Source organism: Janthinobacterium sp. SUN073, assembly GCF_030397665.1.
Taxonomy (GTDB): Bacteria; Pseudomonadota; Gammaproteobacteria; order Burkholderiales; family Burkholderiaceae_D; genus Janthinobacterium.
Genome location: NZ_JAPUBT010000007.1, coordinates 41,473 through 63,028, shown reverse-complemented (window position 1 = coordinate 63,028; position 21,556 = coordinate 41,473). Strand labels below are relative to the sequence as shown.

Genomic DNA, 21,556 nt, shown 5'->3' with positions numbered 1-21,556 from the left:
TAGCCGACGTCCCCCTTCTTTCGTGCCAGTCATCGCGACTGGCGGTGCCTGCACGCGCAGGCTACATGTCCGCACGCGGACGACAGAATCTGGAATCACGCTACCATGATCGCATTCGATTTTGCGCAACTACGCCTTATCGGGCTGCAGCAGGCCATCGCCAGCGCAGCCGCCCAACTCGACGTATCCTCCCCACTATCTTCTTCCAGCGCGCAGCTGCTGCGCGTGAGCGCCGTGCACCGCGACAGCATCGGCGTGCACGACGGCGGCAAGGAACACCCGGCGCAGATCCTGCCGCGCCTGCTGCACGAACTGCAGGCGAAGGACGAGGTCCTCACGGTCGGCGACTGGGTCGCCGCCGAACACGATGCGCACGGCGCGCTGTGGATAACGGCGCACTTATCCCCAGTCACGCAAATCGCCCGACGCGGCAATGACGGCCGCCGCCAGGTACTCGCCAGCAATGTCGATACGGCCCTGCTGGTGATGGGACTGGATGAGGATTTTAATCCGCGCCGCCTGGAGCGCTACCTGGCCATCGTGCTGGCGGCGCAAGTGACGCCCGTGGTGGTGCTGAGCAAGGCCGACGTAGCCGACGACGTCGCCGGTAAACTGGCGCAGCTGAAACAGCGCCTGCCGCCCCACGTGCCGCTGTTGGCCGTCGATACGCGCCACGCATATGACGTGGCCATCCTGGAACCCTGGCTGGGCGCCGGCCAGACCCTGGTGCTGCTCGGTTCATCGGGCGCCGGCAAGTCCAGCCTGACCAACACCCTGTGCGCGGTGGATCAAACGACCAACGACGTGCGCCATGGCGACGGCCGTGGCCGGCATACGACGACGGCGCGCTCGCTGCACCTGTGCGCGGATGGCGCCTGCATCATCGACACACCGGGCTTGCGCAGCTGGCAGGCCGATGCCGACGCGCAGACCCTGGCGGCCACGTTTTACGACATTGTGGCACTGGCAGCGACGTGCCAGTTCCGCGATTGCCAGCATGCCAGCGAACCCGGTTGCGCCGTGCGCGGCGCCATCGATGCGGACCGCTTGCGCAATTATCACAAGCTGCTGCGCGATGCCCTCCGTGGCGAAACGACGCCGCTCGAGCGCAGCGCAGCGCGCGCCAAGTGGAAGGTGACGATGAAGGCCTTCAGGCAGCGCGACAAGAAAGGGATTGCATGAACAGCCGACCCGCAGCCAGGATGCTGGAATATATCAAAGTTGCAATTGAGAAATATGCAAGGTATAGTCAAATGCAGTACCAGCAGACATGCGCCGCACGCAATGCCCGCGGCCCGCCAACCATGAAATGAGGATGCACTGTGTTCAAGGGAAAAACCGTTTTACTTCTGAGTACATTGTCAGCTTGCCTGTTCGCCAGCGGCTCGCTGTTCGCGCAGAAGCTGATCGTGCCGCAAGAGATTCACTATGCCGACAAGGTCTACACGTTGGCGTTTACCGCGCCGCAGGGTCGCAACAGCCAACGGGCCTTGTATGAATATACGACGAATGGCGAAGCGGTGGAAAAATGGAGCAGCCTGATTACCATACTCTACGAAGGCAATTCCAAGACCGATCCCCTGGCCTTCTCGGCAGCCCTGCTCAAGTCGCTGGCAGCCACCAAGCCGGAACCGATTTCCTCCGTCACGGTCGAAAATGGCCACGTGCTGATGCGGTCGGTATATGAACCGGATGCGGCCAACCCCGTGTATGAATCGAACGTCAGCAAGAGCTTTCATGGCGCTGCCGCCTGCGGTGGCCTGCTGCAGTTTCAGTATGCGGTAAAAACACCCCCCGGCGAAGACCAATCGGCGGCGGGCAAGCAGGCGACGCTGAAGCTGGTCAATGAGGGCAATGCCAGCCTGGCTGTCCAGTTGCGCGATGGTGCCTGGCAGCCACGCTGCGAATAAGTCTAGCGGCTGAGGCATAAAAAAAGGCAGCCCGCAGGCTGCCTTTTTGTTTTACTGCATGCGAGCAAATTAATGCTTGCGCAACTTCTGGATCGCTGCCAGCTGCGCAATCGCGCTGGCCAGCTCGGCTTGCGCTTGCGCGTAGTCGATGCCCGAATCCTTGTTGTGGATATTTTCTTCCGCCAACTTCTTCGCTTCCAGCGCTTTCGCCTCATCCAGGTCGTGACCGCGGATCGCGGTATCGGCCAGGACGGTCACGGTATTCGGTTGCACTTCCAGCAGGCCGCCGGCAACGAAGACGAACTCTTCTTCAGCCTGGCCGACTACCTTGATGCGGACCGCGCCCGGACGGATGCGGGTAATCAAAGGCGTGTGGCGTGGGTAGATACCCAGCTCGCCCTGTTCACCCGGCAACGCGACGAATTCTGCTTCGCCTGAAAAAATCAGTTCTTCAGCGGAAACCACGTCAACGTGAATTGTGTGTGCCATGTGTATCCTATCGGGTTGAAGAACCCCGCCTTCTAAGGGGCGGGGTTAGGCCCAGACTTAACTTAGTTAAGTTTCTTGGCTTTTTCGATTGCTTCTTCGATCGTGCCGACCATGTAGAACGCTTGTTCCGGCAGGTGATCGAGTTCGCCCGAAGCGATCATTTTGAAGCCCTTGATCGTGTCTTTGAGCGAAACGTATTTACCAGGCGCGCCGGTAAAGACTTCAGCGACGTGGAAAGGCTGCGACAGGAAACGCTGCATCTTACGTGCACGGGCAACCAGCAGTTTGTCTTCCGGTGCCAGCTCGTCCATACCCAGAATCGCGATAATGTCGCGCAATTCTTTGTAGCGTTGCAGGGTCGTTTGCACGGCACGCGCGGTGTCATAGTGCTCTTGACCAACGATCAACGGATCGAGCTGACGCGAGGTCGAATCGAGTGGGTCCACGGCTGGGTAGATACCCAGGGAAGCGATGTCACGCGACAGCGCAACGGTCGAATCCAAGTGAGCAAACGTGGTAGCAGGCGATGGATCGGTGTAATCATCGGCTGGAACGTAGACGGCCTGGATCGAGGTGATCGAACCGGTCTTGGTCGACGTGATACGCTCTTGCAGACGGCCCATTTCTTCAGCCAGGGTCGGTTGGTAACCCACAGCCGACGGCATACGGCCCAGCAGTGCCGAGACTTCGGTACCAGCCAGCGTAAAGCGGTAGATGTTGTCGACGAAGAACAGAACGTCCTTGCCTTCATCACGGAACGATTCAGCGATCGTCAGGCCGGTCAGCGCGACGCGCAGACGGTTACCTGGCGGCTCATTCATCTGACCGTAGACCATCGCGACTTTGGAGTTCTCTGGGTTTTCCAGATCGACCACTTTCGCGTCAGCCATCTCGTGGTAGAAGTCGTTACCTTCACGCGTACGCTCACCCACACCGGCGAACACGGACACGCCGCTGTGCGCTTTGGCGATGTTGTTAATCAATTCCATCATGTTGACGGTCTTGCCTACGCCAGCGCCGCCGAACAGACCAACTTTACCGCCTTTTGCAAACGGGCAAACCAGGTCGATCACCTTGATGCCGGTTTCCAGCAGTTCTTGCGATGGCGACAGTTCGTCGTATGCAGGAGCGGTGCGGTGGATCGACGCGACTTGCTCGTGCGACACTGGGCCGCATTCGTCAATCGGGTTACCCAGCACGTCCATGATGCGACCCAGGGTTGCTTTACCGACTGGCACCATGATAGGTTTGCCGGTATTTTGAATCATCATGCCGCGACGCAAGCCATCGGACGTGCCGAGTGCAATGGTACGGACAATGCCGTCGCCCAACTGCTGTTGTACTTCCAGGGTCAGTTCCGAGCCTGCCATCTTCAAGGCATCAAATACCTTAGGCATCGCGTTGCGGGGAAACTCAACGTCCACCACAGCGCCGATACACTGAACGATTTTGCCATCAGCCATGTTCGTTCCTTCAATATAGTTAAATTCGTTTAAACCGCAGCCGCACCGGCGACGATTTCGGAGAGTTCTTTGGTAATCGCAGCTTGGCGGGTCTTGTTGTAGATCAGCTTCAGTTCGCCGATCACACTACCCGCGTTGTCGCTTGCAGCTTTCATCGCGACCATCCGTGCCGATTGCTCGGACGCCAGATTCTCCGCGACTGCCTGGTACACCAGCGCTTCTACATAGCGCTCCAGCAATTCGTCGATGATGCTTTGCGCATCCGGCTCGTAGATGTAATCCCACGAGTGTGCGCTCTTGTCGGCGACCATCTTGTCAGCCGTCAGGGGCAGCAACTGTTCGACCACTGGTTCCTGCTTCATCGTGTTGATGAATTTGGTGTAGCACAGGTACACTGCGTCGAGCTTGCCTGCCTGGAACTCTTCGAGCATGACCTTGACAGGTCCGATCAGTTTGTCCAGGTGGGGCGTATCACCAGTTTGAATGGCAGAAGCGACGATCTTGACGCCGATGCGATTCAAAAAACCCAAACCCTTGTTACCGATGGCAACTGCTTCAATCCGGTTGCCAGCTGCTTCCAGCTCGCGCGACTTCGACGTCACCTGGCGCAGGATGTTGGTGTTCATGCCGCCGCACAGACCCTTGTCGGTCGTGACAACGATGAAACCCACTGCCTTCGCTTGCGTACCCTGGGCAGCTGCCAGGAACGGGTGCGTGTATTCCGGATTGGCATTCGCCAGATTGGCGGCGATATTCCGAATCTTGTCACTATAGGGACGAGCGGCCCGCATCCGGTCTTGCGCCTTGCGCATTTTGGACGCGGCGACCATTTCCATCGCCTTGGTGATCTTCTTCGTATTCTCTACGCTCTTGATCTTGCCTCGTATCTCTTTGCTTGATGCCATGAGTCCTTACTCCTTCTGCGCGTAGGGCGGCGCCTCACTCGAGGTGGGCGCCGCCTGGCCGCTTAATATGCGCCGGATTTCTTGAAATCAGCAATGGCCGCCGACAGAGTTGCTTCGCTGTCTTTGTCGAGTTGCTTGGTTTCTTCGATCTTGGCCAGCAGAGCAGCTTGCTTGGTCTTCATGTAAGCGTGGACACCAGCTTCGAACGACAGCACTTGCTTGACTGGCACGTCGTCCATGAAGCCTTTGTTCACCGAGAACAGCGATACGGCCATCAGCGAGATCGACAGTGGCGAGTACTGGGCTTGCTTGAGCAATTCCGTCACGCGGGCACCACGGTCCAGCTGCTTGCGGGTCGATTCATCCAGGTCCGATGCGAACTGCGCAAACGCGGCCAATTCACGGTACTGCGCCAAGTCGGTACGGATACCGCCGGACAGGTTTTTGATGACCTTGGTCTGGGCGGCGCCACCGACGCGCGATACGGAAATACCGGCGTTAATCGCAGGACGGATACCGGCGTTGAACAGCGAGGTTTCCAGGAAGATCTGACCGTCGGTAATCGAAATCACGTTGGTTGGAACGAATGCGGACACGTCGCCAGCTTGCGTTTCAATGATCGGCAGTGCCGTCAGGGAACCGGTCTTGCCTTTGACGGCGCCGTCGGTGAACTTCTCGACGTAGTCGGCATTCACGCGTGCTGCGCGTTCCAGCAGGCGGCTGTGCAGGTAGAACACGTCGCCTGGGTACGCTTCGCGACCTGGTGGACGGCGCAGCAGCAGCGAGATTTGACGGTATGCAACAGCTTGTTTGGACAGATCATCGTAGACGATCAGTGCATCTTCACCGCGGTCACGGAAGTATTCGCCCATGGCGCAACCGGAGTACGGCGAGATGTATTGCATGGCGGCCGATTCCGAAGCGGAAGCGGCGACAACGATGGTGTATTCCATCGCGCCGTGCTGTTCCAGCGAGCGCACGATGTTCTTGATCGACGAGGCTTTTTGGCCAATCGCGACGTAGATACATTTCATGCCCTGGCCTTTTTGATTGATGATCGCATCAATCGCCACAGCCGACTTGCCGGTTTGACGGTCGCCGATGATCAGTTCGCGCTGGCCGCGGCCAACTGGAACCATCGCATCGATCGACTTCAGGCCGGTTTGCATTGGTTGCGAAACGGACTCACGGGCGATCACGCCCGGAGCGATTTTTTCAATCGCGGCCGTCAGTTTCGTGTCGATGGCGCCTTTGCCGTCGATTGGCTGACCCAGCGCGTTGACAACGCGGCCGAGCAGCTCAGGACCAATTGGCACTTCCAGAATGCGGCCGGTGCATTTCACCGTGTCGCCTTCGGAGATGTGCTCGTAGGCACCCAGAATCACGGAACCGACGGAGTCGCGTTCCAGATTCATTGCCAGGCCAAACGTGTTGCCTGGGAATTCCAGCATCTCGCCTTGCATCACGTCCGACAAACCGTGGATGCGGCAGATACCGTCGGCGACGGAAATAACCGTGCCTTGATTACGCACTTCAGCGCCGCCGTCAAGACCTTGGATCCGGCTCTTGATCAACTCGCTGATTTCAGATGGGTTGAGTTGCATACTAACTCCTAAAAGTGTTTCTCTCAGCTTGCGCGAGGGGTAAGGGTCTGTCTTAGCTGGCCTGCCGAAGCGCGTGTCTTACGACACCAGTGCAGCGTGCAGTTGCTGCAGCTTGGCGCGCACCGAGGTATCGAGCACTTGGTCGCCAACAACCACGCGCACGCCGCCGAGCAGCGATGGATCCACTGTGACGGCAGGGTTGAGCTTACGACTGAATTTCTTTTCCAGCGTTGCGACCAGCTCGGCCGTTTGGCCTTCGCTCAGATCGAAAGCGCTCGTGATCTCGGCGTCAGCCGCACCTTCCAGACCATTTTTCAAGGTATGGAATTGCGCGCCGATTTCCGGCAGCAGGCTGATGCGGCCATTTTCGATCAACAACGTGACGAAGTTTTTGACTTCTTCATTGAGCGGCGATTTCAACAACGACAGGATGGTGGCGGCGACGTCGCTTTCCGAAACTTTCGGATTGCGCGCGTACGCCTGTACCTCGGGGTGGCTACCGATCTGTGCCAGTTCGGACACCAGTTCGGACCACGCCGCGAGGTTGCTTGACTCCTTACCAGCTTGGGCTACGCGGAACAAAGCTTCCGCGTAGGGACGGGCGACGGTTGCGAGTTCTGCCATGATTACAGCTCGACAGCAAGACGCTGCAACATTTCGGCGTGAGCCGTAGCGTTGACTTCACGCTTCAAGATCTGCTCGGCACCCTTGACAGCCAGGTCAGCCACCTGAGCGCGCAATTGTTCGCGTGCTTTCGACAGTTGCTGTTCGGCGTCCGACTGGGCTTGCGCAATGATACGCGCAGCTTCAGCTTGTGCATTTTGCTTGATCTCTTCAGCAACCAGCTGCGCGCGCTTTTCAGCGTCCGCAACGCGTTGCGACGCTTCTTCACGTGCACTGTTCAATGCCTCTTGCGCACGCTTTTCAGCGACAGCCATCGAAGCCTGACCTTGATCGGCCGCAGCCAATCCATCCGCGATTCGTTTGGCACGCTCATCCAACGCATTATTCAGCGCTGGAAATACGAACTTCATCGAGAACCAGACCAACACCGCGAAGGTGATCATCTGGCCGATGAGCGACATATTGATGTCCATACCTTTGCTCCTAACTAAAAGTTTCTCCTAGGGTTGGAGCGAATTACTGAGCAACAGCCGTCAGAGCGGACAGGAACGGGTTAGCGAACGTGTACAGCAGAGCAACACCAACGCCGATCATCGAGATAGCATCCAGCAGACCAGCGATAACGAACAGTTTGGTTTGCAATTGTGGCATCAGTTCTGGTTGACGTGCCGAAGCTTCCAGGAATTTGCCACCCAAGATAGCGAAGCCCAGAGCGGTGCCGATTGCGGCCAGGCCGATGATGATTGCTGCTGCCAGAACGGTCATGCTTTGTACTTGTGCGATCAGAGCTTGCATAAAATTCTCCTAAATTTAAAAACGAAAGATACTAAAAAAACAAAATATAAAGTTGCTGATTAATGTTTCTCAACCGCAAGGCTCAGATACACAACCGTCAACGCCATAAACACAAAAGCTTGCAAAGTTACAATCAAGATATGGAAAATTGCCCATGGACCACCCAACGCCCACTGTGCCCACCAAGGCAACAACGCGATCAAGATGAAAATCAGTTCGCCGGCATACATATTGCCGAACAGTCGCAGCGACAGGGAGATCAGTTTTGCAACCAGCTCAACCATTTGCAGCAAGAAATTGACAGGTGCCAGGGCGATCGTGGCGACCAGGCCATTCGCATGGAATGGTGCCGTGAACAGTTCCTTGATCCAGCCGCCCAGGCCCTTGGCCTTGATCGAGAAGGCGATCACGCACAGCACGACCGACAGCGACATGGCGAAGGTGTGGTTGACGTCGGCGGTCGGCACGGCGCGCAGTTTATGCACGCCAAACCAGCTCATAATCTTCGGCAACAGGTCGACCGGCAGGAAGTCCATCGCGTTGAGCAGCCAGACCCACACAAAAATAGTGATGGCCAGCGGCGCGATGACCTTGCTTTTCGCGTGGAAGGCCCCATTAATAGTGTCATTGACGATTTCCATGACCATTTCGACGAAGTTTTGCAACTTGCCAGGGACACCAGCCGTCGCGCGGCGCGACGCCATATAGAAAACAGCCAGGAAAACGAAGCCCAGAATGGCCGAAATCCAGAATGTATCCAGATTGATCATGCCGTCGGCACTTCTCAGGTGGGCCAGATGGTGACTGATGTATTCGGTGGCGTTGGCCGGGGCAGCATAGCCCGCTTCAATAGCGTGTTCTGTGGTCATAATGAATTTAGATTTGTCGTTTCAGAGCACAACAGGCCCCAAAACCAATGATTAAACAGCGAGCAATGAAAACCAGTATGCTAAGGTTGCCACCGCGAAACCCAAGATCAGCCATAACCAGGCGGCCGACTGAAACAACACCAGTGCTAATATAAACAGCACCGCTGTGATAAATATTTTCATCACTTCTGCGCGCAAATGCGCCCGGAATGCCTTATTGGCGTCGCTAGAACCGCGAACGACCAGCAGGGCATACACCAGGCTACCGATGACTGCGATAGCACCGCCGTATGCGGCGGACCAGCCTCTGACACTGCCACCGAAAAACAGGGTGACTGTGGCAAAGCTGATAGCGATTGCTAACTGCAATGCAACTACTTTGTAGACGGGTTTGGCAATACTTTGTTGTGAATCACTCAATTGCCAGGTTCCCAGAAAAATCTACACACGCAAAGACACGGGATTATAGTTGGCTTTGATCTATAGAGTCAAACGTTGCTGCACCGCAGCAGGGCGATTGCTGCGTGAAACTGACGCTTTACCGACTATTCGCCGCCATTTGCACCACTATATGGCAAAGTCGCTTGTCTGGCCGCTTCCAGCCGTGTTATCAAGGAATTACGTGGTGCATCTGGAAAGCATGGCCGGATTGTCCACACCGCACTCCCCATGTCTTTGCAGCTTGCTATTTAACCACGCAAGCGGGTCAACAAGCCATCGAGCACGTCAAGATCGGCAAAATCGATCACCAATTGGCCACGGCCTTTGTTGCCCATTTTGAACACCACGGGCGTGGCCAGCGCGTCGGACAACTCTTCTTCCAGGCGCGCGATGTCGCCGGACTTTTCCTTTTGCCGCGGCTCGACCGGGTTGGCCGCTTCCTCGACCGTGCGGGTGACGAGCTTTTCCGTTTCGCGCACCGACAGGCGCTTGGCCACCACCTGGTTGGCCAAGGTGATCTGGCTGGCCGCATCGACCGCCAGCAAGGCGCGCGCATGGCCCATGTCGATATCGCCGGCCATCAGCATGGTCTGCACGGGACTGGCCAGGTTCATCAGACGCAGCAGGTTCGACACCGCGCTGCGCGAGCGTCCCAGCGCAGTGGCCGCTTGCTCATGCGTAAAATTGAAGTCGGCGATCAGGCGGTGAATCCCCTGTGCCTCTTCCAGGGGATTCAAGTCTTCGCGCTGGATATTCTCGATCAGCGCCATGGCGGCGGCGGCCAGGTCGTCCACATCGCGCACCAGCACCGGCACTTCCGTCAGGCCGGCCAGCTGCGAGGCGCGGAAACGGCGTTCACCGGCAATGATTTCATATTTGACAAGTCCGCTCAGGGTGTCTTGCCCGATCGGGCGCACCAGGATCGGCTGCATCAGTCCTTGCGCCTTGATCGAGGCGGCCAGTTCATTCAAGGCCCCTTCGTCCATGCGCGTGCGCGGCTGGTATTTGCCGGCTTGCATTTGCGACACGGGCAAGCTGGAGGGTTGATGCGTGTCCGGGCTGGCAAAGTCGCCGCCGCCACCCAGGAGGGCGTCGAGTCCGCGACCCAGTCCTTTTAATTTTTTCGTAGCCATGCTGTCCTAACTAACTAAGGGGTCAGACCCTCCGGGTCCGACCCCAGTATTTTTCTTGGGGTTGGCAGTTTTTTAGCCCAACCGCTAAAGCCGGGGTCAGACCCAAAGGGTCCGACCCCGATACTGCTGTTTACATATGTTTGATGCGCTCGACCATCTCGGCGCCGAAGGCGATATACGCCTGGGCACCTTTCGAGCTGGGGTCGAAGGTCACGCCGGGCAAACCGTACGATGGCGCTTCGGCCAGGCGGACATTGCGCGGGATGATGGTCTTGAAGACCTTGTCGCCGAAATGCTGTTCCAGCTGGGCCGATACCTGTTGCGATAATGTCATGCGCGGATCGAACATCACGCGCAAGAGACCAATGATCTTCAAGTCCGGGTTCAGGTTGGCATGCACCTTCTTGATGGTGTTGACCAGGTCGGACAAGCCTTCCAGCGCGTAGTACTCGCACTGCATCGGGATGATCACGCCATGCGCGGCGCACAGGCCGTTCAGGGTCAGCATCGATAATGCCGGTGGGCAATCAACGAGGATGAAGTCGTATTCGCCGTCCACTTCGGCCAGCGCATCCTTCAGGCGGCGTTCGCGGTTGTCCAGTTCGACCATCTCCACTTCGGCGCCGGCCAGTTCGCGGTTCGACGGCAGGACATCGAAGCGCCCCGCTTCCGAACGCTGGCGTGCCGTCTTGACATCGGACTCACCCAGCATGACTTCATAGGTCGACGCCTTCAGGCCGGCCTTGTTGATGCCGGCGCCCATGGTCGCATTGCCTTGCGGGTCGAGGTCGACCAGCAGCACGCGCTGGTTCAACTTGGCCAGACCGGCGGAGAGGTTGACGCTTGTTGTGGTTTTACCAACACCACCCTTTTGATTTGCTACACAAAAAATTTTGGCCATGTATCTTCTAGTTGTAAAGAGATGCAAACTTCATCGTGCGCTCCGGCACCCGACCGAAACGATTTATACTATTTATTTCATTTATACGATATAAATCGTTTATACGGTTTATATCATTTATACCGTATAAACTGTTTATATGATTTATACCGTTTAATTGTTTGGCCTTTACATTCTTGCTATAAAGACCAGATGACGCTCTGCATTTAGCCCTGGCACCTGGATTGCGCGTAATTGGGTCACTTTCCAGTCTGCCGGCAGTCGCTCACGCTCGTCTGGCGGTGCCACCCCTTTCAAGGCGATGAATTGCCCGCCCTCGGCCAGCACGTGGTGCGACCAGTTGACGAAGTCGGACAGGTCGGCAAAGGCGCGCGAGGTGATCACGTCGAATTTCTGCGGCACTTCCAGCTGTTCCACGCGCTTGGTGTACACGGTGACGTTGCTCAAGCCCAGTTCCGCTTTCACTTGCGTCAAAAATGCCGTCTTTTTATGCACCGTGTCGATCATCGACACCTTCACATCGGGCCGCGCGATGGCCAGCACCATGCCCGGCAAGCCGCCACCGGCGCCCACGTCGAGCACGTTTTTGGCATCCGCGAACGCGGGCACGGCGGCCAGCGAATCGAGCACGTGCAGGGTCAGCATCTGCATCGGATCGCGCACCGACGTCAGGTTGTACACGCTATTCCATTTGGCCAGCAAGGCCAGGTAATCGAGCAGTTTTTCCGTCTGATCCGCGCTCAGGTCCAGCCCCAGCGCGGCGATGCCTTCATTCAAAATGGGGGCCAGTGCGGCCCGGTCAAACTGCTTCATTCAACAACCTCGTCCTTTAAAGTGGTGGTCTGCGCGGCACCGAAGCCGCGCTTTTTCAAATGCACCAAGAGCAGCGAAATCGCCGCTGGCGTCACGCCTGAAATGCGCGAGGCCTGGCCCAGGGTTTCCGGGCGTTGCTTGTCGAGTTTTTGCCGCACTTCGACCGACAGCGCGCCGATATCGAGGTAGTTGAAACCGGCCGGCAAGGCCAGGTTTTCATAGTGTTCGTGGCGCTCGATTTCCTTGCTCTGGCGCTCGATGTAGCCCGCATATTTGAGCTGGATTTCCACCTGCTCGCGCACGGCGGGGTCCTGCACGCCGGGGCCGGCCAGGGCCTGGCCTTCGATGCCCGTCATGCTCATCAGCGTGTCGTAGGCGACGTTCGGACGGCACAGCAAGTCCGCCAGCGAATACTCGCGCTCGATGGCCTGGCCGACGATGCGTTCCGATTCGGCGGCCGCCAGGATGCGCGGATTGACCCACGTGGAACGCAGGCGCTGCAGTTCCAGCGCCACCGCTTCGCGCTTGGTTTCGAACGCTTGCCATTGGGCGTCGCCCACGCAACCGAGGGTGCGGCCGATTTCCGTCAGGCGCATGTCGGCATTGTCTTCGCGCAGGCTCAGGCGGTACTCGGCGCGGCTGGTGAACATGCGGTACGGTTCCTGCACGCCCTGGGTGATCAGGTCGTCGACCAGCACGCCCAGATACGCCTCGGAGCGGCCCGGTACCCAGGCTTCCTTGTCCTGCGTCAGCAGGGCCGCATTCAGGCCCGCCAGCATGCCTTGCGCAGCCGCTTCTTCGTAGCCCGTGGTGCCGTTGATCTGGCCGGCGAAGAACAGGCCAGCCACGGCCTTGGTTTCCAGCGAGGCTTTCAAGCCGCGCGGGTCGAAATAGTCGTATTCGATGGCATAGCCGGGACGCAGGATGTGGGCGTTTTCCATGCCCTTCATCGATTGCACCAGGGCGATCTGCACGTCGAACGGCAGGCTGGTGGAAATGCCGTTCGGATAGAACTCATGCGTCGTCAAGCCTTCCGGCTCGAGGAAGATCTGGTGCGATTCCTTGCCCGCGAAACGGTGGATCTTGTCTTCGATGGAGGGGCAATAGCGGGGACCCACGCCCTCGATGATGCCCGTGTACATGGGGCTGCGGTCGAGGCCGGCGCGGATGATGTCGTGCGTCTGGCTATTCGTATGCGTGACCCAGCACGGCACCTGGCGCGGGTGCATGGCCGTGTTGCCCATGACGGAAAAGACGGGCACGGGATCGAGGTCGCCTGCCTGTTCTTGCATCACGGAAAAGTCAATCGTGCGGCCATCGATGCGCGGCGGCGTGCCCGTTTTCAAGCGGCCCTGCGGCAGTTTCAATTCCTTCAAACGGGCGGACAGCGAAATGGCGGGCGGGTCGCCGGCGCGGCCGGCCGAGTAATTATTCAAGCCCACGTGGATCTTGCCGTCGAGGAAAGTGCCGGCCGTCAGCACCACGGCGCGCGACAGGAACTTCAGGCCGATCTGCGTCACGGCACCGATGACCCGGTCGCCTTCGACGATCAGGTCATCCACCGCTTGCTGGAACAGCCACAAATTCGGCTGGTTTTCCAGGCGCGTACGGATGGCGGCCTTGTATAAAATACGGTCGGCCTGGGCGCGCGTGGCGCGGACTGCCGGGCCTTTCGAGGAGTTCAGGATGCGGAACTGGATGCCGGACTCGTCGGTGGCAATCGCCATCGCGCCGCCCATGGCATCGACCTCCTTGACCAGGTGGCCCTTGCCGATGCCACCGATGGAGGGGTTGCACGACATCTGGCCCAGTGTCTCAATATTATGCGTGAGCAATAGCGTCTTCTGCCCCATGCGGGCGGAAGCGAGGGCCGCCTCGGTACCGGCGTGACCACCACCGACAACGATGACGTCGAATTCTGTAGGAAATAACATGATAAATAGGTAACAGTGCAAGTAAAAATGCGGGAAGAGAGCTCCGATTATAGAGTCTTTTTGCGAGCGCAACCTTCCTCGGGCCAATTTTTGCTTAATTTTTACTCAGCATGGGCGAGTCAACGGGGATTTCTGTTTCACGTGGAACACTTACCGGACTCGCGATGGGGCTGCAGCGGCGAGCAATGTTTGCTACAATTGCCGCATCGTCCGTATCCGTGGTCACGCCAGTGGCCATAGTGACGATCATCCAGGAGGACGGCCTCCCCCATCATGGGCACACACCGGGACGGCCCGCTCTGTATAAGGAGCCGCCATGGCCTGGATACTGTTACTTATTGCCGGCATGCTTGAAGTCGTGTGGGCATACTCGATGAAACTCTCCGAGGGTTTCACCAGACTCACTCCCTCCGTGATTACCGTGGTCATGATGATCGCCAGCTTCGGCTTGCTGTCGTTCGCCATGCGCACCCTGCCGCTGGGCACGGCCTATACGATCTGGACCGGCATCGGCGCCGTCGGCGCCTTTATCGTCGGCGTCGTCTTTCTGGGCGAGCAACTCAACACCATGCGGGTGTGCGCCGCCGTCCTCATTGTGTGCGGCATCGTGCTGATGAAACTGTCATCCAGCCACTGAGAGGAATCCCCATGCTCCTCGAAAACTATTTTCCCGTCCTGCTGTTCATTCTGATCGGCATCCTGGTCGGCATCGTGCCCATGCTGCTGGGGCGCGTGCTCGGTCCGCACAAACCCGATCCGCAAAAACTGTCCCCGTACGAATGCGGCTTCGAAGCGTTCGGCGACGCCCGCATGAAATTCGACATCCGCTTCTACCTGGTCGCCATCCTCTTCATCCTGTTCGATATCGAGGTGATCTTCCTGATGCCGTGGGCGGCCAACGTGAACGAACTCGGCTTGCCCGGCTTCTGGGCCGTCATGGGTTTCTTGAGCATCCTGGCCATCGGCCTGGCATATGAATGGAAACGCGGCGCGCTGGAGTGGGAATAGCGTTCCACGTGAAACATGCGCACGGCGGGAAAGCGGAGTAAGCTTGGCTACTGTCCTCACTGTCAGGAGTCTGCATGTCCGCCTTCCAGTTCCGCACCGTGCCGCATCTGATCGTTGAACCAGGCGCCGCCACCCAACTGGGCACGCACATCGCCCATCACTTCCCCACGGTGCGCCGCGCCCTGCTCGTCACCGACGCGGGCTTCCTGCGTACGGGCCTGGCCGATGCTCCCCTGCACAGCCTGCTGGCGGCGGGTATCGAAGCGCACGTCTTTGCCGACGTGCAAGCCGATCCCTCGGAAGCCATCGTGCTGGCCGGCGTGGCCCACGCGCAGATGTTTCACGTGGAACTGATTATCGGCCTCGGTGGCGGCAGCTCGCTGGACGTGGCCAAGCTGATCGCCGTGCTGGCGCCGGGCCACCAGGAACTGGCGCAACTGTATGGCATCGGCAATGTGCATGGCCAGCGCCTGCCACTGGTGCAATTGCCGACCACGGCCGGCACGGGCTCGGAAGTGACGCACATCGCCATCGTCACCACGGGCACCACCAGCAAGATGGGTGTGGTCGCGCCGCAACTGTATGCGGACCTGGCCATCCTCGACGCCAGCCTGACCCTGGGCTTGCCACCCGCCGTGACGGCCGCCACCGGCATCGATGCCATGGTGCATGCGATCGAAGCGTACACCAGCCGCCTGCAGAAAAATCCCCTGTCCGACATGCTGGCCACCCAGGCGCTGTCGCTGCTCTCCAGCAACCTGGTCACCGCCTGCCGCGATGGCAGCAACTTGCCGGCGCGCCAGGCCATGCTGCTCGGTGCCATGCTGGCCGGCCAGGCGTTTGCCAATGCACCCGTGGCCGCCGTGCATGCGCTCGCCTATCCCATCGGGGGACTGTTTCACGTGCCACATGGCTTGTCGAATGCGCTGGTGCTACCGCACGTGTTGCGGTTCAATCTGTCCCACGCGGCACCGCAGTATGCGCAACTGGCGGCCGTCGTGCAGCCCGGCATTGTGGGCAGCGAGGAAGCGCGGGCCGTGGCCCTGATCGACGCCATGCAGGCGCTGACGCACGCCACCGGTATCGCGCGTACCCTGCGCGAGGTGGGCATCGCGGCCAGCGATCTGGATAGGCTGGCCGACGACGCCATGCTGCAGACGCGCTTGCTGGGCAACAATCCGCGCGTCGTCACGCGCGAGGATGCCCGCGCCATCTATGCGGCCGCGCTATGACACTCAGTCGGGCACATCCACCACCGTCCCCGTCACACTGATCGCGTTGCCGGCCGCTGGCGTCGACGCTATCGCCGGCACGTTGACAGTCGTGATCAAGGTTGACGCATCGGCGCGCGTCACCGTGCGCACCACCTGCGATGGCGGCAAGGCTTGCTTGGCAGACAAATGCGCATACATGGCATCGAGCGCCCGGTTCAGGTACACGTGTAGCGGCACGATCAGTGTCGGCAAGGCGCTGCTGAAGGAATCGAAGTGGTTGGCATGGGTCACCTCGATATAGCGCAGTTTGCTATTGCTCCCTTCCACTGCGGCGTTCAGGCCAAGATAGGCGCGCGAAGCGTGATTGACGGGAATCAGAGTATCGCTGCGGCCGTGCACGATGATGGCCGGCTTGCCGTTCAGTTTGCCGCTGGCCGCGACCTCGGCCATGCCTGCCCGCACGCGCACGCTCTGCCCTGCCAAAGTGCCTTCCAGGTTGGCACCGCTGATGGCATCGCGCCCCGTCGCCAGGCTGCGCAGGCACAGGAAGCCATCGAGCGACTGGTCCGCCAGGCTGGTCGAGGGTGACACGCCGGCCGTGTAGCCCTTGGCGCCGCCCACGCTGTTCTCGTACACGACACTGCCGAGGATGCCGTTTTGCGCGGCAAAGCTGGCCGCCTTTTGCGCCGAGGTGAACGCGATGGGGTTGCCGCCGCCATCCGTCTGCGCAAACGTGAAACCGCACACCTTGTCCGTCACGGAAAATTTTCCGTAGGCATACGCGTACGTGACGGCCACCAGGATATTCGTGCCCGCGTGCGCCGCCTGCAGGGGATCGGAATCGACCAGCCAGCCATACGCGCGCAAACGCTGCTTCGCATCCGCCTGCTGCGCCGCCAGGTCCGCGCCATTCAGCAAGCCTTTCGCCACCAGCGCCGTACAGCGTCCCGCATTGCCCGCCACGGAAGCGATGCATGGCTGGTACAGCGCCGCATAGGTGGCGTAGTCGAACAACGCACGCCCCGGTGCATTCACTACCACCCCACCCTGGCGCACGCTGTAGGCACTCGACGCCGCCGGCTGGACTTGTGGCTCGCTGGCGGCCACGCCGCTGATCAAGCCTTGCGTATCCTGTTCCGCCGCCAACAGGGCCGAGCCGGCGCCGTTGGAAATGCTCGAGGCGATCGTGATGGTGTTCTTCGGCGTCAGGCGCACGATGCGCGAACTGCCATCGCGGGCCAGCACGCCATAGCGCTCGTTCAAGACGTAATACGCCATCTCGACCGCCTGCAAGGTCACCTTGCCCCAGTCCTTCTCCGGGTTCTGCTGCGAGTGTGCATGCTTGAAGGCGATGCGGTTCGGTTTGGCCCCGCCCCAGGCGAGGCGATCCGCATCGCTCAAGTCCGGTGCGAAGAGCGCGTTCTTGCCGGCGGCCACCCTGCCCGCGCGCACGCCGTTCTGCAGATTGACGCTGTCGTCTTCAAACACATACAGGCCCGTGCCGGAACCCTTGTCCGCATACGCCACGGCGCAGCCCTTTTTCAAACCCCATTCGCCCGAACTGCCGATGGCGCCGTAGATGCCGCGCGAGCCGCTCGATGTGCCCGTGACGATGCAGGCACGGTCCGGGTCGAAGCTGGCCGGCACCTGCACCATCAAGGTGACATTCTTCCTGCCCGTACCATCATCGGCATAGGCGATGTATTCGCTGCCCGCCACCAGACCCTCGCCCGTGCCCACGTTTCCGGACGCATCCACGTTCGGTCCGTACAGGGTGCCATAGCCGCTGTTGGCGGCAATGTCGAGCACGGCGCGGTAGTTGGCGTAGATCGCATTGCGGCGCAGTTCGAGCGGCGTCGGCTGCTCCGTATTCGCATACGCGGGCGTGGCGCCCGCCAGCCCCGTCTTGCCCAGGCCGGCCGTGAGTAAATCATTCGTCTTGCCATCGTAGTCGGCGCGCGTGATGGTACCCAGGTAGCCGGGCATCTGGTTCAGCTCTTCCGGTGCATGGTTGCTGCCGCAGGCTGCCAACGCCAGCAGGGTGCACAGGCTCATGCCAGTCGTGCCCGCGCGCGTGATCGTCATTTGCATGGTGGTTCTCTCCGTTGAGGTAACAGTGGACGCACAATGAAAAACGCCGGACGAATCGTCCGGCGTTGCTTGAAAATCAGACAGCGGCTTTGGCTGGCCTGCCGCCGAAGCGCGCGATGGCTTCGCCGACAATGCCGCGCCGGAACAGCAGCACGCAGATGACGAAAATCACGCCCGTGACCATGCCCACCGATTCGCCCAAGGTGCCGAACCACTCGATGCCCGTGTGCGTAGCCAGATAGGTGCCGACATCGCCCAGCTTGTTTTCCAGCGCGATGATCAGCACGGCACCGAGGATGGGACCGGACAAGGTGCCCATGCCGCCCACCAGGGTCATCAGCACGACCAGGCCCGACATGCCCCAGTACACATCGGTGAGGGTTTCAAAGCCCAGCACCAGCGTCTTGGTGGCACCGGCCAAGGCGGCCAGCGAAGCGGACAGCACAATGGCCATCAGCTTGTACTTGTTGACGTCGTAACCGAGCGAGATGGCGCGCGGTTCGTTTTCCTTGATGGCCTTGAGGACCTGGCCGAACGGCGAGTGGATGGTGCGCACGATCAGGGCGAAGCCGGCGATGAAGATGGCCAGCACGAAGTAATACAGTACGGTGTCATTGCCCAGGTCTATCATGCCCAGCAAGGTTCCACGTGGAACACCCTGCAAGCCATCTTCGCCGCCCGTGAACGGCAGCCGCAAGGCGAGGAAGTACACCATCTGCGCCAGGGCCAGGGTGATCATCGTAAAGTAAATGCCCTGGCGGCGGATCGCCAGACCACCAATCACCAGGCCCAGCAAGGCACCCGTGGCGACGCCGGCCAGCAAGCCCAGTTCCGTTGGCCAGCCCCAGGTGCGCAGCGCGTAGCCGGTGACATAGCCGGCGCCGCCGAAGAAGGCCGCATGGCCAAATGACAGCAAGCCCGTGTAGCCGATCAGCAAGTTAAAGGCACAGGCAAACAGGGCAAAGCACAGCAACTTCATCAGGAAGACGGGATAGCCGTAAAACGGGGCCGCCAACGCCAGCAGCAGGGCAATGGCGTAGCCTACATTCTTATTCATCGTGGTAGCTCCAATACATGACTGATGAGGATTACTTTTCTTTGCCGAACAGGCCGGCGGGACGCAGCAGCAGCACGATGACCATCACCACGAAGACCACGGTGGCTGAGCCTTCCGGGTAGAACACGCGGGTCAGGCCCTCGATCACGCCCAGGCCCAGGCCCGTCAGGATGGAGCCCATGATGGAACCCATGCCGCCGATCACCACCACGGCAAACACGACGATGATCAGGTTCGAGCCCATCAGCGGCGAGACCTGGATGATCGGTGCCGCCAGCACGCCGGCGAAACCGGCCAGCGCCACGCCGAAGCCAAACGTCAAGGTCACCATCAGCGGCACGTTGATGCCGAACGCTTCCACCAGTTTCGGGTTTTCCGTGCCGGCCCGCAGGTAGGCCCCTAATTTGGTTTTTTCGATGACGAACCAGGTCGCCAGGCAGACGGAGAGCGAGGCGATCACCACCCAGGCGCGGTAGTTCGGCAGGGTCATGAAGCCCAGGTCCGTCGCGCCGGCCAGCGCTTCAGGCACGGCATACGGCTGGCCCGAGACGCCATAGAAGGAGCGAAACACGCCTTCCATGATCAGGGTAATGCCGAAGGTCAGCAGCAAGCCGTACAAATGGTCAAGCTTGTACAACCAGCGCAACATGGTCTTTTCGATCAGGATGCCGACCAGGCCGACGAGAATCGGGGCGATGACCAGCATGGCCCAGTAATTGATGTCGAAATAGCTGAGGCCCATCCAGGCCAGGAAGGCGCCCATCATGTACATGGCGCCGTGCGAGAAATTAATAACGTTGAGCAAGCCGAAGATGACGGCCAGACCGAGGGACAACATGGCATAGAACGAGCCGTTGACGAGACCCAGCAGCAGCTGGCTCATCATCGCTTGTATTGGAACGCCGAAAATTTCCATGGCATCACAGTATAAAAAGCACCGCCGGGTAGCGGTGTGGTATCAAGGGAAACGCGCCGCCGCAAACAAGTGCGGCGGCGCAAGGCGAACCCTGCGAGCGAAGCGCGTGCAGGACAGAGCGCCCGCGCGGCGGCGGGCACTCTATGGATGTTGCTACAGCCTTACTTCCACAGCGAACACTTCGATTCAGCCTTGGTCACATACGCTTGCGCACCGGGCACGGTGGCAACCACCTTGTAGTAATCCCATGGGTATTTCGACTCGGACGGTTTCTTCACTTCCATCAAATACATATCGTGCACCATGCGGCCATCGGGGCGCACTTCGCCATTCTGGGTAAACATGTCGTTGATCTTGGTCTTTTTCAGATACGCCATGACTTTCTCGGTGTCATCCGTGCCGATCGCCTTGACGGCTTTCAGGTAGTTTGCCGCGGCCGAATAGTCGGCCGCCTGCAGCATCGACGGTTCCTTCTTCATCTTGGCAAAATAGCGTTTCGACCAGGCGCGCGTTTCCGCATTCAAGTCCCAGTACCAGCCATCGGTCAGGTACATACCTTGCGTCAGGTTCAGGCCCAGCGAATGGATGTCGTTGATGAAGATCAGCAGACCGGCCAGCTTCATCGATTTCGTCAAGCCGAACTCGTTGGCCGCCTTGATGCTGTTGATGGCGTCGCCACCCGCATTGGCCAGGCCCAGGATTTGCGGCTTGGCTGCCTGCGCCTGCAGCAGGAAGGAAGAGAAATCCGAGGCGCCCAGCGGATGCTTGACGCTGCCCAGCACCTTGCCGCCGGCCGCCTTGACGACCTCGGCCGTGTCTTTTTCCAGCGAATGGCCAAACGCGTAATCGGCCGTCATGAAATACCAGCTCTTGCCGCCCTGCTTGACGATGGTGCCGCCCGTCCCGCGCGCCAGCGCTACCGTGTCGTAGGCGTAATGCACGGTGTAAGGTGTGCATTCTTCATTCGTCAGGCGCGAAGAGCCAGCGCCGATGGCAATGAAGATTTTTTTCTTTTCCGCCGCCACCTTGGCCATGGCCAGGCTGGCGCCGGAATTGGTGCCGCCGATCAGCATGTCGACGCCTTGCTGGTCGAACCATTCACGCGCCTTCGAAGCGGCGATGTCGGCCTTGTTTTGATGGTCGGCGGAAATGAATTCCACCTTTTTGCCGGCCAGTACCACGCCGGCATCGGCGATCGCCATCTTGATGGCTTCCGCGCCACCGAGGCCGTCGACGTCGGAATACACGCCCGACATGTCGGAAATAAAACCGATCTTGATGGTGTCGCCCGATACCTGGGCGTGCGCGGCAGCGGAAAAGCCCAGGGCGCAAAGAGTGGCGGTGGCAATGGCGATAGCGTTACGTTTCATAGTGTCTCCGTTGGGATTA

General features: G+C 59.5%; 22 protein-coding genes. 5 read left to right on the top strand and 17 right to left on the bottom strand.

What is annotated here, in order from left to right; genetic code table 11:
- Nucleotides 1-105 precede the first annotated feature (105 nt).
- Nucleotides 106-1,182 carry a ribosome small subunit-dependent GTPase A gene (gene rsgA / locus O0882_RS18880; RefSeq protein ID WP_289950439.1) on the top strand — a complete coding sequence of 359 codons (1,077 nt, stop codon included), beginning with the start codon at nt 106-108 and terminating at the stop codon, nt 1,180-1,182.
- A gap of 176 nt (nt 1,183-1,358) precedes the next feature.
- On the top strand, nt 1,359-1,910 hold the full coding sequence (locus tag O0882_RS18875) for a hypothetical protein (RefSeq protein ID WP_289950438.1): 552 nt from the start codon (nt 1,359-1,361) through the stop codon (nt 1,908-1,910).
- A 69-nt stretch (nt 1,911-1,979) separates the two neighbouring features.
- Here O0882_RS18875 and O0882_RS18870 read toward each other — a convergent pair whose 3' ends face one another.
- From O0882_RS18870 to mnmG, 13 genes are all read right to left on the bottom strand, one after another.
- Complete coding sequence (locus O0882_RS18870; RefSeq protein WP_289950435.1) at nt 1,980-2,399, bottom strand: F0F1 ATP synthase subunit epsilon; 420 nt, start codon at nt 2,397-2,399, stop codon at nt 1,980-1,982.
- A gap of 62 nt (nt 2,400-2,461) precedes the next feature.
- Nucleotides 2,462-3,862: a F0F1 ATP synthase subunit beta gene (atpD, locus tag O0882_RS18865; protein ID WP_071080005.1), complete on the bottom strand. Its 1,401-nt coding sequence runs from the start codon at nt 3,860-3,862 to the stop codon at nt 2,462-2,464.
- Between the two features lie 29 nt (nt 3,863-3,891).
- Nucleotides 3,892-4,767 carry a F0F1 ATP synthase subunit gamma gene (gene atpG / locus O0882_RS18860; RefSeq protein WP_141171262.1) on the bottom strand — a complete coding sequence of 292 codons (876 nt, stop codon included), beginning with the start codon at nt 4,765-4,767 and terminating at the stop codon, nt 3,892-3,894.
- A 62-nt stretch (nt 4,768-4,829) separates the two neighbouring features.
- On the bottom strand, nt 4,830-6,371 hold the full coding sequence (gene atpA / locus O0882_RS18855; RefSeq protein WP_071080007.1) for a F0F1 ATP synthase subunit alpha: 1,542 nt from the start codon (nt 6,369-6,371) through the stop codon (nt 4,830-4,832).
- Nucleotides 6,372-6,449: 78 nt separating this feature from the next.
- Entirely contained in the window at nt 6,450-6,995 is a 546-nt protein-coding gene (locus tag O0882_RS18850; protein WP_010393786.1) for a F0F1 ATP synthase subunit delta, read from the bottom strand.
- A gap of 2 nt (nt 6,996-6,997) precedes the next feature.
- Complete coding sequence (locus O0882_RS18845) at nt 6,998-7,468, bottom strand: F0F1 ATP synthase subunit B (protein WP_034752697.1); 471 nt, start codon at nt 7,466-7,468, stop codon at nt 6,998-7,000.
- 43 nt (nt 7,469-7,511) lie between these two features.
- A complete protein-coding gene (gene atpE, locus O0882_RS18840) occupies nt 7,512-7,790 on the bottom strand; it encodes a F0F1 ATP synthase subunit C (RefSeq protein ID WP_034752695.1) in 279 nt (92 codons plus the stop codon).
- A gap of 59 nt (nt 7,791-7,849) precedes the next feature.
- A complete protein-coding gene (gene atpB / locus O0882_RS18835; RefSeq protein WP_289950428.1) occupies nt 7,850-8,659 on the bottom strand; it encodes a F0F1 ATP synthase subunit A in 810 nt (269 codons plus the stop codon).
- A gap of 51 nt (nt 8,660-8,710) precedes the next feature.
- The gene (locus O0882_RS18830) at nt 8,711-9,079 is read right to left on the bottom strand and encodes an ATP synthase subunit I (protein WP_289950426.1); all 369 of its coding nucleotides are present in this window, start codon (nt 9,077-9,079) and stop codon (nt 8,711-8,713) included.
- A gap of 269 nt (nt 9,080-9,348) precedes the next feature.
- Nucleotides 9,349-10,233: a ParB/RepB/Spo0J family partition protein gene (locus O0882_RS18825; RefSeq protein ID WP_071080012.1), complete on the bottom strand. Its 885-nt coding sequence runs from the start codon at nt 10,231-10,233 to the stop codon at nt 9,349-9,351.
- A gap of 130 nt (nt 10,234-10,363) precedes the next feature.
- Entirely contained in the window at nt 10,364-11,134 is a 771-nt protein-coding gene (locus tag O0882_RS18820) for an AAA family ATPase (RefSeq protein WP_071080013.1), read from the bottom strand.
- Nucleotides 11,135-11,302: 168 nt separating this feature from the next.
- On the bottom strand, nt 11,303-11,947 hold the full coding sequence (gene rsmG / locus O0882_RS18815) for a 16S rRNA (guanine(527)-N(7))-methyltransferase RsmG (protein WP_289950423.1): 645 nt from the start codon (nt 11,945-11,947) through the stop codon (nt 11,303-11,305).
- Nucleotides 11,944-13,881 (bottom strand): tRNA uridine-5-carboxymethylaminomethyl(34) synthesis enzyme MnmG, encoded by a 1,938-nt coding sequence (mnmG, locus tag O0882_RS18810; protein WP_289950421.1) that lies wholly within the window; start codon nt 13,879-13,881, stop codon nt 11,944-11,946. The genes rsmG and mnmG overlap by 4 nt, the downstream gene beginning before the upstream one ends.
- Before the next feature lie 316 nt (nt 13,882-14,197).
- On the opposite strand from mnmG, the gene sugE reads away from it, so the two are divergent.
- The 3 genes from sugE (at nt 14,198) to O0882_RS18795 (ending at nt 16,121) form a co-directional block, all read left to right on the top strand.
- Entirely contained in the window at nt 14,198-14,518 is a 321-nt protein-coding gene (sugE, locus tag O0882_RS18805; protein WP_289950420.1) for a quaternary ammonium compound efflux SMR transporter SugE, read from the top strand.
- 11 nt (nt 14,519-14,529) lie between these two features.
- Nucleotides 14,530-14,889 carry an NADH-quinone oxidoreductase subunit A gene (locus O0882_RS18800; RefSeq protein WP_289950419.1) on the top strand — a complete coding sequence of 120 codons (360 nt, stop codon included), beginning with the start codon at nt 14,530-14,532 and terminating at the stop codon, nt 14,887-14,889.
- Between the two features lie 74 nt (nt 14,890-14,963).
- Nucleotides 14,964-16,121: an iron-containing alcohol dehydrogenase gene (locus tag O0882_RS18795; RefSeq protein ID WP_289950418.1), complete on the top strand. Its 1,158-nt coding sequence runs from the start codon at nt 14,964-14,966 to the stop codon at nt 16,119-16,121.
- Nucleotides 16,122-16,124: 3 nt separating this feature from the next.
- Here O0882_RS18795 and O0882_RS18790 read toward each other — a convergent pair whose 3' ends face one another.
- The 4 genes from O0882_RS18790 to O0882_RS18775 form a co-directional block, all read right to left on the bottom strand.
- Nucleotides 16,125-18,194, bottom strand: coding sequence for a 3-hydroxybutyrate oligomer hydrolase family protein (locus O0882_RS18790; protein ID WP_289950417.1), 2,070 nt, complete (start codon nt 18,192-18,194; stop codon nt 16,125-16,127).
- Between the two features lie 76 nt (nt 18,195-18,270).
- A complete protein-coding gene (locus O0882_RS18785) occupies nt 18,271-19,251 on the bottom strand; it encodes a branched-chain amino acid ABC transporter permease (protein ID WP_099761176.1) in 981 nt (326 codons plus the stop codon).
- Between the two features lie 31 nt (nt 19,252-19,282).
- On the bottom strand, nt 19,283-20,167 hold the full coding sequence (locus O0882_RS18780; RefSeq protein ID WP_219134119.1) for a branched-chain amino acid ABC transporter permease: 885 nt from the start codon (nt 20,165-20,167) through the stop codon (nt 19,283-19,285).
- 161 nt (nt 20,168-20,328) lie between these two features.
- On the bottom strand, nt 20,329-21,537 hold the full coding sequence (locus tag O0882_RS18775) for an ABC transporter substrate-binding protein (RefSeq protein WP_289950415.1): 1,209 nt from the start codon (nt 21,535-21,537) through the stop codon (nt 20,329-20,331).
- Between the last annotated feature and the right edge of the window lie 19 nt (nt 21,538-21,556).

Coding starts and splice junctions, on each gene's coding strand:
- atpD (WP_071080005.1), bottom strand. CDS start 3,862: ATGGCTGATGGCAAAATCGTTCAGTGTATCGGCGCTGTGGTGGACGTT.
- O0882_RS18790 (WP_289950417.1), bottom strand. CDS start 18,194: ATGCAAATGACGATCACGCGCGCGGGCACGACTGGCATGAGCCTGTGC.
- O0882_RS18820 (WP_071080013.1), bottom strand. CDS start 11,134: ATGGCCAAAATTTTTTGTGTAGCAAATCAAAAGGGTGGTGTTGGTAAA.
- atpG (WP_141171262.1), bottom strand. CDS start 4,767: ATGGCATCAAGCAAAGAGATACGAGGCAAGATCAAGAGCGTAGAGAAT.
- atpB (WP_289950428.1), bottom strand. CDS start 8,659: ATGACCACAGAACACGCTATTGAAGCGGGCTATGCTGCCCCGGCCAAC.
- O0882_RS18845 (WP_034752697.1), bottom strand. CDS start 7,468: ATGGACATCAATATGTCGCTCATCGGCCAGATGATCACCTTCGCGGTG.
- rsgA (WP_289950439.1), top strand. CDS start 106: ATGATCGCATTCGATTTTGCGCAACTACGCCTTATCGGGCTGCAGCAG.
- rsmG (WP_289950423.1), bottom strand. CDS start 11,947: ATGAAGCAGTTTGACCGGGCCGCACTGGCCCCCATTTTGAATGAAGGC.
- O0882_RS18775 (WP_289950415.1), bottom strand. CDS start 21,537: ATGAAACGTAACGCTATCGCCATTGCCACCGCCACTCTTTGCGCCCTG.
- atpA (WP_071080007.1), bottom strand. CDS start 6,371: ATGCAACTCAACCCATCTGAAATCAGCGAGTTGATCAAGAGCCGGATC.
- atpE (WP_034752695.1), bottom strand. CDS start 7,790: ATGCAAGCTCTGATCGCACAAGTACAAAGCATGACCGTTCTGGCAGCA.
- O0882_RS18780 (WP_219134119.1), bottom strand. CDS start 20,167: ATGGAAATTTTCGGCGTTCCAATACAAGCGATGATGAGCCAGCTGCTG.
- sugE (WP_289950420.1), top strand. CDS start 14,198: ATGGCCTGGATACTGTTACTTATTGCCGGCATGCTTGAAGTCGTGTGG.
- O0882_RS18795 (WP_289950418.1), top strand. CDS start 14,964: ATGTCCGCCTTCCAGTTCCGCACCGTGCCGCATCTGATCGTTGAACCA.
- O0882_RS18825 (WP_071080012.1), bottom strand. CDS start 10,233: ATGGCTACGAAAAAATTAAAAGGACTGGGTCGCGGACTCGACGCCCTC.
- O0882_RS18850 (WP_010393786.1), bottom strand. CDS start 6,995: ATGGCAGAACTCGCAACCGTCGCCCGTCCCTACGCGGAAGCTTTGTTC.
- O0882_RS18785 (WP_099761176.1), bottom strand. CDS start 19,251: ATGAATAAGAATGTAGGCTACGCCATTGCCCTGCTGCTGGCGTTGGCG.
- O0882_RS18870 (WP_289950435.1), bottom strand. CDS start 2,399: ATGGCACACACAATTCACGTTGACGTGGTTTCCGCTGAAGAACTGATT.
- mnmG (WP_289950421.1), bottom strand. CDS start 13,881: ATGTTATTTCCTACAGAATTCGACGTCATCGTTGTCGGTGGTGGTCAC.
- O0882_RS18800 (WP_289950419.1), top strand. CDS start 14,530: ATGCTCCTCGAAAACTATTTTCCCGTCCTGCTGTTCATTCTGATCGGC.